Annotated in this window: 14 protein-coding genes; 7 read left to right on the forward strand and 7 right to left on the reverse strand. The window is 72.0% G+C overall.

All coding sequences use genetic code 11. The features are described from left to right. Positions 1–26 precede the first annotated feature (26 nt). Together recO and KUM49_RS28715 are read right to left on the reverse strand one after the other, a co-directional pair. Entirely contained in the window at positions 27–776 is a 750-nt protein-coding gene (recO, locus tag KUM49_RS28710; protein WP_217239870.1) for a DNA repair protein RecO, read from the reverse strand. 48 nt (positions 777–824) lie between these two features. Next, on the reverse strand, positions 825–1,040 hold the full coding sequence (locus KUM49_RS28715; protein ID WP_217239871.1) for a hypothetical protein: 216 nt from the start codon (positions 1,038–1,040) through the stop codon (positions 825–827). A 327-nt stretch (positions 1,041–1,367) separates the two neighbouring features. Between KUM49_RS28715 and KUM49_RS28720 the strand changes: the two genes are divergently transcribed. The 3 genes from KUM49_RS28720 (at position 1,368) to KUM49_RS28730 (ending at position 4,088) form a co-directional block, all read left to right on the forward strand. Next, on the forward strand, positions 1,368–2,201 hold the full coding sequence (locus KUM49_RS28720) for a helix-turn-helix transcriptional regulator (RefSeq protein ID WP_217239872.1): 834 nt from the start codon (positions 1,368–1,370) through the stop codon (positions 2,199–2,201). Further along, positions 2,183–2,470 (forward strand): DUF397 domain-containing protein, encoded by a 288-nt coding sequence (locus KUM49_RS28725; RefSeq protein WP_217239873.1) that lies wholly within the window; start codon positions 2,183–2,185, stop codon positions 2,468–2,470. Before KUM49_RS28720 ends, KUM49_RS28725 begins: the two co-directional genes overlap by 19 nt. Positions 2,471–2,609: 139 nt before the next feature. After that, positions 2,610–4,088 carry an alpha/beta hydrolase gene (locus tag KUM49_RS28730; protein WP_217239874.1) on the forward strand — a complete coding sequence of 493 codons (1,479 nt, stop codon included), beginning with the start codon at positions 2,610–2,612 and terminating at the stop codon, positions 4,086–4,088. A 19-nt stretch (positions 4,089–4,107) separates the two neighbouring features. Here the strand turns inward: KUM49_RS28730 and KUM49_RS28735 are convergent, their stop codons facing one another. Beyond that, complete coding sequence (locus KUM49_RS28735; RefSeq protein ID WP_217239875.1) at positions 4,108–5,238, reverse strand: abortive phage infection protein; 1,131 nt, start codon at positions 5,236–5,238, stop codon at positions 4,108–4,110. A gap of 154 nt (positions 5,239–5,392) precedes the next feature. On the opposite strand from KUM49_RS28735, the gene bla reads away from it, so the two are divergent. Together bla and KUM49_RS49885 are read left to right on the forward strand one after the other, a co-directional pair. Then, on the forward strand, positions 5,393–6,274 hold the full coding sequence (gene bla, locus KUM49_RS28740) for a class A beta-lactamase (RefSeq protein WP_217239876.1): 882 nt from the start codon (positions 5,393–5,395) through the stop codon (positions 6,272–6,274). 65 nt (positions 6,275–6,339) lie between these two features. Further along, positions 6,340–6,465, forward strand: coding sequence for a hypothetical protein (locus tag KUM49_RS49885; protein ID WP_302185490.1), 126 nt, complete (start codon positions 6,340–6,342; stop codon positions 6,463–6,465). On the opposite strand, the gene KUM49_RS28745 is transcribed toward KUM49_RS49885, so the two are convergent. Beyond that, complete coding sequence (locus KUM49_RS28745; RefSeq protein WP_217239877.1) at positions 6,439–6,930, reverse strand: protein phosphatase; 492 nt, start codon at positions 6,928–6,930, stop codon at positions 6,439–6,441. The genes KUM49_RS49885 and KUM49_RS28745 overlap by 27 nt on opposite strands. 81 nt (positions 6,931–7,011) lie before the next feature. On the opposite strand from KUM49_RS28745, the gene KUM49_RS28750 reads away from it, so the two are divergent. After that, on the forward strand, positions 7,012–7,578 hold the full coding sequence (locus KUM49_RS28750) for a SigE family RNA polymerase sigma factor (RefSeq protein WP_217239878.1): 567 nt from the start codon (positions 7,012–7,014) through the stop codon (positions 7,576–7,578). Further along, the gene (locus tag KUM49_RS28755; protein ID WP_217239879.1) at positions 7,575–8,522 is read left to right on the forward strand and encodes a hypothetical protein; all 948 of its coding nucleotides are present in this window, start codon (positions 7,575–7,577) and stop codon (positions 8,520–8,522) included. The genes KUM49_RS28750 and KUM49_RS28755 overlap by 4 nt, the downstream gene beginning before the upstream one ends. Positions 8,523–8,807: 285 nt before the next feature. Here the strand turns inward: KUM49_RS28755 and KUM49_RS28760 are convergent, their stop codons facing one another. The 3 genes from KUM49_RS28760 to KUM49_RS28770 all read right to left on the reverse strand — a co-directional run bounded on the left by KUM49_RS28760 (position 8,808) and on the right by KUM49_RS28770 (position 12,867). Beyond that, positions 8,808–9,479, reverse strand: a complete 672-nt coding sequence (locus KUM49_RS28760) for a response regulator transcription factor (protein WP_217239880.1) — start codon at positions 9,477–9,479, stop codon at positions 8,808–8,810. Further along, on the reverse strand, positions 9,476–10,690 hold the full coding sequence (locus KUM49_RS28765) for a histidine kinase (protein WP_217239881.1): 1,215 nt from the start codon (positions 10,688–10,690) through the stop codon (positions 9,476–9,478). The genes KUM49_RS28760 and KUM49_RS28765 overlap by 4 nt, the downstream gene beginning before the upstream one ends. Positions 10,691–10,758: 68 nt before the next feature. After that, the gene (locus tag KUM49_RS28770) at positions 10,759–12,867 is read right to left on the reverse strand and encodes an MMPL family transporter (protein WP_217239882.1); all 2,109 of its coding nucleotides are present in this window, start codon (positions 12,865–12,867) and stop codon (positions 10,759–10,761) included. Positions 12,868–12,979: the final 112 nt, after the last annotated feature.

The raw sequence follows: 12,979 nt of genomic DNA on the forward strand, positions 1-12,979 counted from the left end.
TGTCGGTGCTCGTCGGTGCTCGTTGTCTAGGACTTTTCCACGTAGCGAAGAGAGCGCAGCCCGCGCTCCAGATGCCAGTGCAGGTACGCGGACACCAGCCCGCTGCCCTCCCGGACATACCGCGGCTCGCTCGCGTCCGCGGTCTCCCAGTCTCCCGTAAGCAGCGCCCCGAGGAGTTCCAGGGTCTGCGGCGACGGTACGACACTCCCCGGCACCCGGCAGTCGACGCAGACCGAGCCCCCGGCCGCCACCGAGAAGAACCGGTTCGGCCCGGGCATCCCGCACTTCGCGCAGTCGGTGAAGGTGGGCGCGTAGCCGTTGACGGCGAGGGAACGGAGCAGGAACGCGTCGAGGATCAGATGCGGCGCGTGCTCACCGCGGGCCAGCGTCCGCAGCGCACCGACGAGCAGCAGGTACTGCTGCACCGCCGGCTCGCCCTCGTGATCGGTGAACCGCTCGGCGGTCTCCAGCATGGCCGTCCCGGCGGTGTAGCGCGCGTAGTCCGCGACGATCCCGCCCCCGTAGGGCGCGATGGTCTCGCTCTGCGTGCACAGCGGCAGCCCGCGCCCGATCAGCTCGCTCCCCCGCGCGAAGAACTGCACGTCGACGTGGGAGAACGGCTCCAGCCGGGCTCCGAACTTCGACTTGGTCCTGCGCACCCCGCGGGCCACGGCCCGTACCCGCCCGTGACCGCGCGTGAGCAGGGTGATGATCCGGTCCGCCTCACCCAGCTTCTGGGTGCGCAGCACGACGCCGTCGTCACGGAACAGACTCATGGGGCCCATTCTCGCCTACGCCGGCCGTCCCCCGTCGTCCTCCGTGCTTCAAGGCACCTCACCGCGGCTGCGCGCGTTGGCATACGCCGTCATCGCGCTCAGCCGCTCGGCCGGGGTGGCATGCCGTACGGCACACGGGTCGGCGTCCCACTCCCGGCCCCCGCCGTACGGTCTCAGTTGCACGTACGGTCCCTCGTGCCCCATGACGATCCCCACCCTCCCGCTCCTGGTGTCCACGACGTACGCCCCCACCGGCGGCTTCACCGCAGCACCGCCGCGAGTCGCTGCGCGGTCTCCACGGAACACCGCCCCAATTCGACGAGCGGACAGGGCGCCTCCCGCGCGAGACTCACGGGATCGAGCCCGATTGACGGCAGCGTAATTCCTGCCGTAAGAAGCGCCGCCCGCAATTCTTTCACCGTTTCCTCCGCCTCTTCGACGCTCAGCGTCGAGCGCCGTGACTGCACAGACCTCACCGTGCTCCCCTTCCTTTTCGACTTTCACTCTTCTCGTCTCCAGAGTGCCCTGCCGGGCCTACACTCGGCAGGAGTCTGTGCACTACAAGTGCGGGTCAGCGGAGGGTGATTGGCTGTGGCCAATGGTTCACGGCAGGCGGCTTGGGAGTTCTTCGGGACGGAGCTGAAGCGACGTCGCGAGGACGCGGGGATCACTCAGGCGGAACTGGGCTTGAGGGTTTTCGTGTCCGGTGGGTACATCGGCCAGTTCGAACAGGCCATTCGGAAACCGCAATTGGATGTTGCGCAACGGATTGATGAAATACTACAAACCGATGGCTTTTTCGAACGGCTCTGGAAAAAGCTCATCAAGGAGCAGCCATACACGGAGTACTTCGCACACGTGGTGGAGCTGGAGCGGCTGGCGACAGAGATCTGCGAGTACGCGCCGACGGTGATTCCGGGGCTGCTCCAGACGCGGGAGTACGCGCGAGCGGTGTTCCTGGCGGGCAATCCACTGGCCACCGACGAGTACATCGAAGAGTTGGTCAGAGGGCGCATGGACCGGACGCAGCTCCTCAAGGACGCCACACGCCCCGTGTATTGGGCAGTTCTGCACGAGACGGCCCTACGCATCCCGGTCGGCGACGCCGGGGTCATGTCGCACCAGTTGGACCACATCGCGACGCTGCTGCGGGAGCGCGCAGTGATACTGCAGGTGCTGCCCTTCGCGGCGGGAGCGCACCCGGCCATGGGCAAGATGATGAAGCTCATGGAGTTCGAGGACGCACCGCCGACCGCCTATACAGAGGGGATGTTGTCGGGGAACCTGCTGGACGAACCGGCGGTGGTGAAGCGGGTCCGGGCGTCCTACGATCACATCAGGGCCGCCGCGTTGTCGCCGGAGGCGACCCTGGCCCTGATCGAGTCGGTGGCGGAGGACTACAGACGATGCGCGAGTACGGCCTGAGCAACGCCCGCTGGCGCAAGAGCAGCCACAGCGGCGGCAGCGGCGGGGAGGACTGCGTCGAGGTCGCGTACGACTTCCAGGGCGCCGCCAGCTGGCGCAAGAGCAGCCACAGCGGCGGCGACGGCGGGGAGGACTGCGTCGAGGTCGCCGACGGATTCCCCGGCGTCGTCCCGGTACGTGACAGCAAGGTGCCCGGTGGGCCCGTGCTGTTCGTCGGGTCGGTCGCCTGGACGGAGTTCATCCGTACCGTCGGGGTCGCCCCAAGCTGAGCCTGGCCGGGGTGATGGTGTCCCGGGCGGCTCTCGGGCTCCGGGGCAACCCTGAGCACCGCGGTGGGGGTAACCCCTCCCAAGAAAACGGGAGTTACCCGGATGTGGCGAACCGTCAGGTTCCGCGAGGCTCGTTCGCATGACGCAGATCAAGAGAAACGCCGCCCTCGTCGCCACCTCCGCCGTACTCCTCGGTCTCACCGCCCCGCTCACCACGTCCGCGTCCGCCGCCACACCCTCGCTCCCGTGGGCGAAGTGCGCGGGCACCGGCCTCGACCCCCGGCAGCAGTGCGCGACCGTCGAAGTCCCGATGGACTACGCCGACCCGCGCGGCCGGAAGATCGATGTCGTCGTCTCCCGGATCCCCGCCGAGGACCCTGACGCCCGCCGTGGGGCGCTGGTGCTGATCCCGGGCGGGCCCGGCGGGTCCAGCCTCGACAATCCTTCCGGCAAGGGCCAGAAGCTCCCGCAGGACGTACGCGACGCCTACGACCTCATCGGCTTCGCCCCGCGCGGACTCGCACCCTCGACCCCCGTCAGCTGCGGCCTGGAGCACGGCGACCTCGCCCTCTCGAAGCTGCGGCCCTGGCCCGCCCCGGACGGTTCCGTCGCCGGGAACATGGTCACCGCCCGTCGCATGGCGGACGCCTGCGTGCGCAACGGCGGTGACCTGATGAGGCACCTCAGCACCGCCAACGAGGCCCGCGACCTCGACCGCATCCGGGTGGCACTCGGCGAGCGGAAACTCTCGGCGTGGGGAGTGTCGTACGGAACGTATGTCGGCTCGGTCTACGGCCAGTTGTTCCCGCACCGCACCGACCGGATCGTCCTCGACAGCAACGACGACCCCGACCCCGACCGCGTCTCCCGTGCCTGGCTCGCCGGGCACGAGCAGGGCGTCGAGGACACGTTCCCCGAGTTCGCGAAGTGGGCATCGGCGCCAGGCAACCCGGACCGGCTGGCGGACACGGCGGCAGAGGTGCGGCCGCTGTTCCTGGCCCTGGCCGCCCGGCTCGACCGTGAGCCGATCCCCTGGCCGGGCGCCAATCCGGAGGAGCTGAACGGCAACGTCCTGCGCCAGACCCTGCTGGACAGCCTCTACGACCCGGACGACTTCCCGGCCCTGGCGAAGCTGATCCTGGCCGCCTGGGAAGGAACCGTTCCGCCCGCGCCCGCCGCTCCCCCGGAGTCCGTGCTGCAGAACGTCGCCGGCGTCGGCGCGGGGACCCTGTGCAACGACGTCGCCTGGCCCACGTCGGCCGCCCACTACCAGAAGGGCGCCGATCAGAGCCGGGCCGCGTATCCGCTGACCGCCGGCATGCCCCGCAACGCGATGCTCTGCGCCGCCTGGCCGTACCCGCCGAAGGAGCCGGCGGTGCGGATCACCGACCGCGGGCCGTCCAACATCCTGCTCGTACAGAACGAACGGGACGTCGCCACCCCGCTCGCCGGCGCCCTGAAGCTCCGCCGCGCCCTCGGCGACCGTGCCGTGATGGTCACCGTCAACTCCACCGGCCACGACGCCTACCTCGACAACGGCAACGCGTGCGGGGACGAGACGGTGTCCCGCTTCCTGGCCACGGGAGAGCGGCCGGACGCGGACGTCTACTGCGACTGACGATTACTGCGACTGACCTCTATCGCGACCGACGGGGCGACCGGCACGCCCCGGCATAGCGACGGGCCAGCGCGTGGAAGGCCTCCTTCGGCTCCCAGTGCCACCCCGCTTCCGGGTCGTCCGGGCGGTCCTTGAGCGTCTTGGTGATGCTGTAGCTCGCCAGGTCAAGGTCGTGACGCGGGTCGTCGGGGCGGTGCGGGGCGTCCGGGCTGACGAACTCGAAGGCCATCGCCGCGTACAGGCCCATGGACTCGAAGACGTCGAGCAGGTCCGTCAGGTAGGCGGCCTGGACGCGTTCGCTGCGGACCGGGTCGCCCTTGATCTCCGGCGGGTCCTTCTCGTAGTCGACGATGCCCCAGCCCATGCCGCCCGCCTCGGGGGCACCGACGTACGTGCAGGTGCCGAACTCGGTGATCGCCAGGGGCTTGCCCCAGCGGAGGAACTTCCTCAATTCCCGCACGTACGCGCCCCGGTCGCGGAAGGACGAGTAGTAGTCGATGCCGACGACGTCGAAGAGGTTCCAGTCGACCGTGTCGTCCTGGGCGGCGGCATAGCTCAGCCGGCCGCGGAAGACCGAACGGCCCACCTGCGCCGCCTTCGCCGTGAAGCGGTCCAGGCGGCGCTGCATGAGCTCCCAGTCGACCGTGCCGTTCCGCAGGTTCTCGATCCGCTCCAGGACGTTCTCCCCCGGCACGATCCCGGGCACGAACAGCCAGAACTCGCAGCCCACACTGAGGTCCACGCTCGCGCCCTGCCGCCGCAGCCGCTCCGCGAACCGCCCGGTCTCCGCGAGGTGTTCGAGGATGTCCCGCTCCGGAACGTCCCCGAGGGTCGGCTGGAGCCACACGTGCAGTCCGCGCTCGGCGGCCTCGGCGGCGGTCGCGGTCAGGCGCTCGACGCCGTCGCCGGTGACGTCGAGGGTGTCGGCGTGCAGGTCCTCGCGGATCGCGCGGACGTCGGCGCGCATCCGGGCGGTGCTGAAGGCCGTGCCGGGGGTCTCGCCGGCGCCGACGGTGTAGACGACGCCATGGTGCCTCAGCCCGCGTCCGGTCGCCTCGGCCGGGCGGGCGGGCAGTGTCGCCGCCGCGACTCCCAGGGCCGCCGCCCCGGCCAGGAACTGTGCTCGGTTGATCCCCTTCGTCTTCTCCATGCCGACACTGTGCCGAGCGGGGGGCACGCACCGCTGTCCTCCGATGGTCTACGTCCCCGCAACCAAGGGATGAGATCCGGCGTCGGTCACTGGAGAGATCGTCGACGCACATCAAGCGAAGGAGAGCGAGATCTTAGGCTCCGCACAGTCCCCGATGACCCGGCGCACCCTCCTCGCGGCCGGCACCGCCACCGCGGCCACCCTGCTCACCGGCGTGCCCGCGCACGCCACCGGCGACCCGGGCGCGGGCATCACCGCCCGCCTCCGCCGCCTGGAGGAACAACACGGCGCCCGTCTGGGCGTCTTCGCCCACAACCTCGCCACGAGGCGGACCGTCCGGCACCGCGCCGACGAGCTGTTCCCGATGTGCTCCCTGTTCAAGACGCTCGCGTCCGCGGCCGTCCTGCGCGACCTGGATCGCAGCGGCGAGTTCCTGGCCCGCCGGATCCACTACACGGAGGCCGACCTGCCGGCGACGGGTTCCGACAAGACCAGGGAGCACCTGGCCGAGGGCATGACCGTCGCCGAACTCGCCGAGGTGGCCATCACCTACAGCGACAACGGCGCGGGCAACCTCCTCCTGCGCAAGCTCGGCGGCCCCACCGCGATCACCCGTTTCGCCCGCTCCCTGGGTGACCCGGTGACGCGCCTCGACCGCTGGGAGACGGACCTCAACTCGGCCGAGCCGTGGCGGATCACGGACACGACGAGCCCGTACGCCATCGGCCGCACGTACGGCCGACTGGTCCTCGGCGACGCGCTGAACCGCGAGGACCGCGCCCTCCTCACGCACTGGCTGCTGAACAACACGACCAGCGTCAAACGCTTCCGCGCGGGCCTCCCGGCGACCTGGACGATCGCCGACAAGACGGGCTCCGGCTCCTACGGCACCGCCAACAACGTGGGCATCGCCTGGACCGGCACCGGCGCCCCCGTCGTCCTGTCCGTCCTGTCGACGAAGCCCGACAAGGACGCGGAATGGGACAACGAGTTGGTCGCCCGGACGGCGGCGCTGCTGGCCGAGGCCCTCAGCTGACCGGGAAGTACTGCCTCGGTGTCACGCCCACCAGCCGGTGGAACGCGGCGGTGAAGGAGCTGGCCGTGGCATGGCCGACCCTCGACCAGGCGGGTCTGCCGGCCCGCCTGGGGGAGGCCGGCTTCACGGACGTGTCCGTCGACACGCACCCCGCAAGCGGCGGCCTACGCTTCCGCGCCCGCCGCCCCTGAACCCGCCGCCGTCCCTGAACCCGCCGCCGCCCCGAACCGCCGTACGTACCGCGCCTGCCACGGCGTCTCCACCGCGTGCCGGTCGTAGTGGCGGCGGACATACGCGACGGCTTCCCCGGCCGGCACGCCGTCCAGCACCGCGAGGCAGGCGAGCGCCGTGCCCGTACGGCCGCGTCCGCCGCCGCAGGCGAGCTCCACACGCTCACCGGCTGCCCGTTCCCAGGCCTCGGTGAGGACCGCGCGGGCGGTCCCGCGGTCGGCGGGCAGCCGGAAGTCGGGCCAGCGCAGCCAGCGGGACTCCCAGTGCACCGGGGGCGGTTGCCGGCCGAGCAGATAGACGCCGTACGACGGGCTCGGCGCCCCCGGTGCGAGGGGGTGCCGCAGTCCCCTGCCCCGCACCAGCCGACCGGAAGGCAGCCGCAGCACCCCGGCGTCCCGTTCGTCCCACAGCTCCATACTCCCCATGGGCCCATTCGAACCCGGTGCCGGACGCCGGGCAACCGAATCCGGGAGAACGGTGGTCTGGGGGGCGAGGGAGGGTGCTTGATGCAGGCCGAACAAGAGGCCCAGTTCCAGGAGTTCGTCAGAGCCCGGTGGTCCCGGCTCGTACGGACCGCGTATCTGCTCACCGGCGACGTGCACCACGCCGAGGACCTGACGCAGACGGCGCTGGCGAAGGCGTACCGCTCCTGGCGGCGCGTGTCGCGCAGCGACAGCCCGGAGGCGTACGTCCGCCGGATGCTGGTCAGCTGCAACAGCGACCGGTTCCGCAAGCGGCGCGTCACGGAGTCACTGACCGCGGCGCCACCGGAGGTGGCGGGACGCGACGAGGCCGTGGCACGGGTCGACGAGCGCGGTGTCCTGATCGGCGCGCTGGCCGGGCTGCCGCCGAAGCAGCGGGCGGTGATCGTCATGCGGTACTGGGAGGACCTGTCCGAGGCGGAGGTCGCCGAGATGCTCGGCTGCTCCCCCGGCACGGTGAAGAGCCAGGCGTCCAAGGGGCTGGCGAAGTTGCGTACGTATCCGGGGCTCGCGCGGGCCATGGACGGGGCCGAGCGCGGTCACACGTCGTCCGCGGGCACGTCGTCCGTGGGACAGGGAGGAACCAGGTGAGCGAGGAACAAGGGCAGGGCCAAGGTCCGGAGGCCGGGGGAGGCTTCGAGGAGCAGCTGCGTGGGCTGCTCGCCGAGGACGCCTACACGATCCGGCCCTCGCCCGCGCCGTACCCCGCGATCCGGCGGCGGGGCGTGGTGGAGCGGCGGCGCCGGGTGGCGGCGGCCGGGGCGGTCCTGGTGACGCTGGCGGCGGTGCCGGTGGGGGCGTACGCGGTGGGCGGTTCGGGCGGGGGGTCGGTCACGGCGTCGCCGCAGTCGTCGGCCAGCGCCTCGCGGGCGGCGTCACCGACGCCCACGCCCACGCCCACGGCGACTTCCTCGGGACCGGCCGGGCCGGCCACGCCGGGGCAGCTGCTCGACGGGATCACGTTCGCGCAGGCCGCGGACGGGCTGGAGAAGTGTTTCGGCTACGCCCTGGAGCGGGAGCGGAACGGCGGGGTCCCCTTGAACCTGGGTTCGTCCGACAGCTACCGGATCATCCTGGCGATGAACAGCACCGGCGACCAGAACTCGCCCGGTGACGGCGTGTACGTCGTCGCCGTGCGGGAGAAGCCGGAGGAGACCCGGATCATCTGCAGCATCAAGGACGGCGAGGCCTCGGGGCTCGACGTCGGCGGAAGCGACCGGCTGCCGGGCTCCCCGTCCGTGGTGGCCGACTCCAACGGCGGCAGGCTGTACCGGCAGTCGCTCATCGACAAGGGCAACTGGAAGCTGCCGTTCCGCTGGGGGTTCATCGGCACGGTGGAACCGTCGGTGGCCAAGGTGACCGTCTCCTACGGCGACGACACCAGCGAGGCCGTCCTCGACCGCGACTGGTTCATCGCGTCCGGCGTCCTGAACCAGCAGGTCACCATGGCTCCCCACGTCAGGGGGTACGACGCCGGCGGCAAGCTCGTCTACGACTCCGACGAGGACACGACCTACCAGAAGACCCTCTGGTAACGGACACGGCCAAGGGGCGCCGCACAGGGGTCGGCGCCCCCTTGCCCGCCACGGGGGTCTCCTGACCCCACCAGAGGGCTCCGCCCCCTGGACCCCCCGCCTTCGCCCACCCACCACCCGACTCGGTGGGGCGAGAGGTGACCCTTTCACCCGACCGAGACGGGTGGTGGGTGGGCATAGGCCGGGGGTCTGGGGGCGGAGCCCCCAGGCACGGGCGCCCCCACCGGGTGGATGAAGACTCAGGAGGGCGGAGCCCTCAAGGACGCGCGCCCCCGGCGGGAGTCGTCATCCGCCGCCCCCCGGCGTCACCATCCCCGACTCGTACGCCACGATCACCAGTTGGGCCCGGTCCCGCGCCCCCAGCTTCCCCATGATCCGGCTGACGTGCGTCTTCGCGGTCAGCGGACTCAGCCCCAACGCCCCCGCGATCTCCGTGTTGTTGAGGCCCCGCGCGACCAACGCCAGCACCTCGCGCTCACGCTCCGACAGGCACTCCGGCCCGCCGCCGCCCACCACCGGCGCCGAAGGACTCCGCAGGAACCGCTCGATCAGCCGGGCCGTCGGCCCCGGCGACAGCAACGCCTCCCCCGCCGCCACGGTACGGATCGCGTCGAGGAGTTCGGCCGGCCGCGTGTCCTTCACGAGGAACCCGGCCGCCCCGGCCCGCAGCGCCTCGACGATGTTCTCGTCCGTGTCGTAGGTCGTGAGGACCAGCACCTTCACGGCCGCCAGGTCCTCGTCCGCCGCGATCAGCCGGGTCGCCTCGATGCCGTCGAGGTCGAGCATGCGGACGTCCATCACGACGAGATCGGCACGGGCGCCGCGCGCCAGCTCGACCGCCTCCCGCCCCGTACCGGCCTGCCCGACCACCTCCATGTCCCGCGCCGACTCGACAAGCATCGCGAACGCCTCCCGCACCAGGGTCTGGTCGTCGGCGAGCAGTACGCGGATGGTCATCCGGTTCCCCCTCCCAGCGGCAGCACCGCGGCCACCTCGAACCCGCCCCGCCCTCGCGGCCGTGGTCCGGCGTCGAGTGTGCCACCGACGCTGCGGGCCCGCTCCCGCATCCCGACCAGCCCGTACCCGGGGGTGCCGCCGGGCGTGGGCCCGGTGCCGTCGTCGGTCACCGACAGGTGCAGGGCGCCCTCGTCCTCGTACATCCGGACGGACACGGAGGGTTCGGGCCCGGCGTGCCGTACCGCGTTGGTCAGCGCCTCCTGCACGATCCGGTACGCGGCCGCGCCCACCGCGGGCGGCGCCTGCCGGACCCGGACGTCGGGCTCGACGCGCGCGCCCGCGAGCCGCGCCGCCGCCACCAGGTCGGGTACGCCGTCGAGGCCCGGCAGCGGGCCGCGCGCGTCGCCGTGTTCGCAGGCCCGGAGCACCTCCAGCGTCGTACGGAGTTCCCCGCGCGCGCTCCGGCAGGTCTCGGAGATGTCGTCGAGGGCCTTGGCGACCGTCTCCCGGTCGAGACGCTCGGGGTCGGCGGCCAGGACGTGGGCGGCGACGGAGGTCTGGACGCCGATGAGGGTGATGCTGTGGGCGAGCAGGTCGTGCAGGTCACGGGCGATGCGCAGCCGCTCCTCCGCGACCCGGCGGCGGGCCTCCTCCTCGCGGGTGCGTTCGGCGCGGTCGGCGCGGTCCACGATCGAGGCGACGTACTGGCGGTAGTAGCGGACGTCCACGCCGCAGAAGAGCACGGCGATGATCCAGCCGGAGATCCGCAGCAGTTCGACGGCCTGCTTGGTGTCGACGGTGAGCATCACGCTCAGGGAGATGACGAGGACGACGGCTCCCGTCAGGATCGTGCGCAGGGGCCGGCCGGTGACCGCGACCGTGTACAGCGCGGTGAAGGCCGCCGGGGTCGGGGCGCTGTGGTTGTTGTCGAGCGCGTGGTACGGCACGACCAGCGCCACCACCACGGCGAGGACGAGCAGCGGGCGGCGCCGCCGCCACACGATCGGCACGTGCAGGGCGAGCAGCAGGGTCCAGCCGAGCGCGTCCGGGCGGCGGCCGTCGTCGGTGAACAGACCGATGCACACGGCGGCCACGAGGAGCACGAGCACGAGGAACGCGTCGTTGCGGGTGCCGTGCGGGGCGCTGCGGGGGTCGCGGTGGAACGCCGCGATGATCCGGTCGCTGAGGCTGGGGCGGCTGGTCTCCTGCACGGGCTCATCCTCCGCCCGGAGGGCGTCCCTCCGGGAGAGGAGGGACGCCCGGGCGGTGTGCGAGCGGCTCACACCGGCTCCGGCTGGCGTGCCGGCCGCTCCGGCTCCGGGCTCCGCGACAGCTTCCCGGGCCACCACACCGTCCGGCCGAGCAGCACGCTGGCGGTGGTCACCAGGTAGGTCCGGACGAGGAAGGTGTCGAGGAGAACGCCGACCGCGATGACGAAGCCGAGTTCGACGAGCCCCACCAGCGGCAGCGTGGTGAGCACGGCGAAGGTCGCGGCGAGCACGACGCCCGCGGAGGCGATGACCCCGCCGGTGGTGCGCAGGGCGGTGAGTGCGGCGGCCTCCGGTTCGGCGCCCGCGAGGGACTCCTCGCGCATCCGGTGCATCAGGAAGATGCCGTAGTCGACGCCCAGCGCCACCAGGAAGACGAAGGACAGCAGCCCGAGCCCGGGGTCGGTGCCCCCGAAGCCGAGCACCGGCCCGAAGACCAGTGCCCCGATGCCGAGCGCGGCGCCCCACACGGCGACCACCGCGGCCAGCAGCAGCAGCGGCGCGACGAGGCTGCGCAGCAGGAACACGAGGATCACGAACACCGCGGCGAGCACCAGCGGCACGATCACCGTGCGGTCCCGGGACTCGCTGTCGGCCAGGTCGATCTGCTGGGCACTGGGTCCGCCGACGTAGGAGTCGTCGAGGCCGTCGCGCAGGGCCTCGATGGTCTTCGTCTCGGCCGCCGACTCGGGGGCGGCGGTGGTGAAGACGGAGATCTCGGTCCAGCCTCCCCCACTCTCGGCTTCGCTCGAGCGGGGGGACCCCCATCCACTGCGTCCGGCGGCCGCCTCGGCGACGCCGTCGGTGGTGCGGGCCTGTCCCAGGACGGCCTCCGCCTTGTCGGTGGGGGCGATGACGGTGACCGGACGGCTGCTGCGCTCGGGATACGCGCGGGCCAGTGTCTGCATCGCGGCGATCGACTCGGGCTTCTCGGTGAAGGAGTCCTCCTGCTTGAGGCCTCCGGGCAGGTTGAGGGCGCCGAGGGCGAGCGCTCCGAGAAGGACGGCACCGCCCGCGAGGACGGCGGCCGGCCTGCGGGTGGCCGAGGTGCCCATCGCGGCGAACAGGGAGCGGCGGGTCTTGGGAGTGCTGCCGAAGGCCGGGATCAGCGGCCAGAAGATCCGGCGCCCGAACAGCACGAGGACCGCGGGCAGGAGGGTGGTCATGGCCACCAGCGCGGCGAGCACGCCGACCATGCCGACCGGCCCCATGCCGCTGCTGCTGTTCAGGTCTGCGGCGAGCAGGCACAGCAGCCCGGCCGCGACGGTCCCGGAGGAGGCGAGGATCGCCGGCCCGCAGCCGCGCAGGGCGGTGCGCATGGCGTCGTACGGCCGCTCGTGGCGGCGTAGCTCCTCGCGGTAGCGGGAGATGAGCAGGAGGGCGTAGTCGGTGCCGGCGCCGAGGACGAGGATGGTCATCACGCCGCCGCTCTGGCCGGTGATGGTCACGTCGAACAGTTCGTGCAGGCCGTATCCGGCGGCCATCGCGAGCGCGGCGGCGACTCCCGCGACGGCGAGCGGGACCAGCCACAGGAACGGGCTGCGGTAGATGAGGATCAGCAGCACGGTGACCACGCCGAGGGTGGCCAGCAGCAGGGTGCCGTCGATGGTTTCGAACACCTTGCTCATGTCGGTGTTGAGCGCGCCGGGCCCGCCGACCTCGACGCTGAGCCCGCCCGTGCCCTCGGCGATGTCGCGCACGCCGTCCACGAAGGCGTTCCGGGCCTCCTCGTCCTGGCCGGGCTGGGTGCTGGAGACCGAGTACATGAGGGTGGAGCCGTCCTCGGACGGGATGCCCCGCGCCGTGCCGGAGAGCTCGTAGGCGCCGTCGACCTCGGCGACCTGGTCGGCCGCCGTCTTGCGGTCGGCGGAGGTGAGCCCGCCGTCCCGGTGGTACACGAGCACCAGGTCGGTGGACTCGCCGCCCGGCAACGCGTCCTGGATCCTCGCCACCTGGGTGGAGTCCGCGCTGTCGGGCAGGTAGTCGACCGCCCGGTTCTGCTGTACGTCGCTGAACTTCCCGGCGAGCGGTCCGACGAGCACGAGCGCGGCCAGCCACAGGCCGAGCACCGCCCAGGGCACTGCGCGCCGTCGCCGTGTACGTGTCCTTGCGGTCCCCATGATCGGGCCCCCCTCCGGTCGGGTGTCTGGGTCGTTTCCAGACTTCCGGCGGGGAGGGGGCGATGCGTCGGGCGGGAGGGCGAGTTGCGGGGTACTGCCCGGGGTGACGGGC

Source organism: Streptomyces sp. AC555_RSS877 (genome assembly GCF_019049245.1).
Lineage (GTDB): Bacteria > Actinomycetota > Actinomycetes > Streptomycetales > Streptomycetaceae > Streptomyces.

Bases quoted from the DNA above. Each gene is read 5' to 3' on its own strand.
- recO (WP_217239870.1), bottom strand. From the start codon at position 776: ATGAGTCTGTTCCGTGACGACGGCGTCGTGCTGCGCACCCAGAAGCTG.
- bla (WP_217239876.1), top strand. From the start codon at position 5,393: ATGACCCGGCGCACCCTCCTCGCGGCCGGCACCGCCACCGCGGCCACC.
- KUM49_RS28735 (WP_217239875.1), bottom strand. From the start codon at position 5,238: ATGGAGAAGACGAAGGGGATCAACCGAGCACAGTTCCTGGCCGGGGCG.
- KUM49_RS28725 (WP_217239873.1), top strand. From the start codon at position 2,183: ATGCGCGAGTACGGCCTGAGCAACGCCCGCTGGCGCAAGAGCAGCCAC.
- KUM49_RS28750 (WP_217239878.1), top strand. From the start codon at position 7,012: ATGCAGGCCGAACAAGAGGCCCAGTTCCAGGAGTTCGTCAGAGCCCGG.
- KUM49_RS28760 (WP_217239880.1), bottom strand. From the start codon at position 9,479: ATGACCATCCGCGTACTGCTCGCCGACGACCAGACCCTGGTGCGGGAG.
- KUM49_RS28730 (WP_217239874.1), top strand. From the start codon at position 2,610: ATGACGCAGATCAAGAGAAACGCCGCCCTCGTCGCCACCTCCGCCGTA.
- KUM49_RS28770 (WP_217239882.1), bottom strand. From the start codon at position 12,867: ATGGGGACCGCAAGGACACGTACACGGCGACGGCGCGCAGTGCCCTGG.
- KUM49_RS28745 (WP_217239877.1), bottom strand. From the start codon at position 6,930: ATGGGGAGTATGGAGCTGTGGGACGAACGGGACGCCGGGGTGCTGCGG.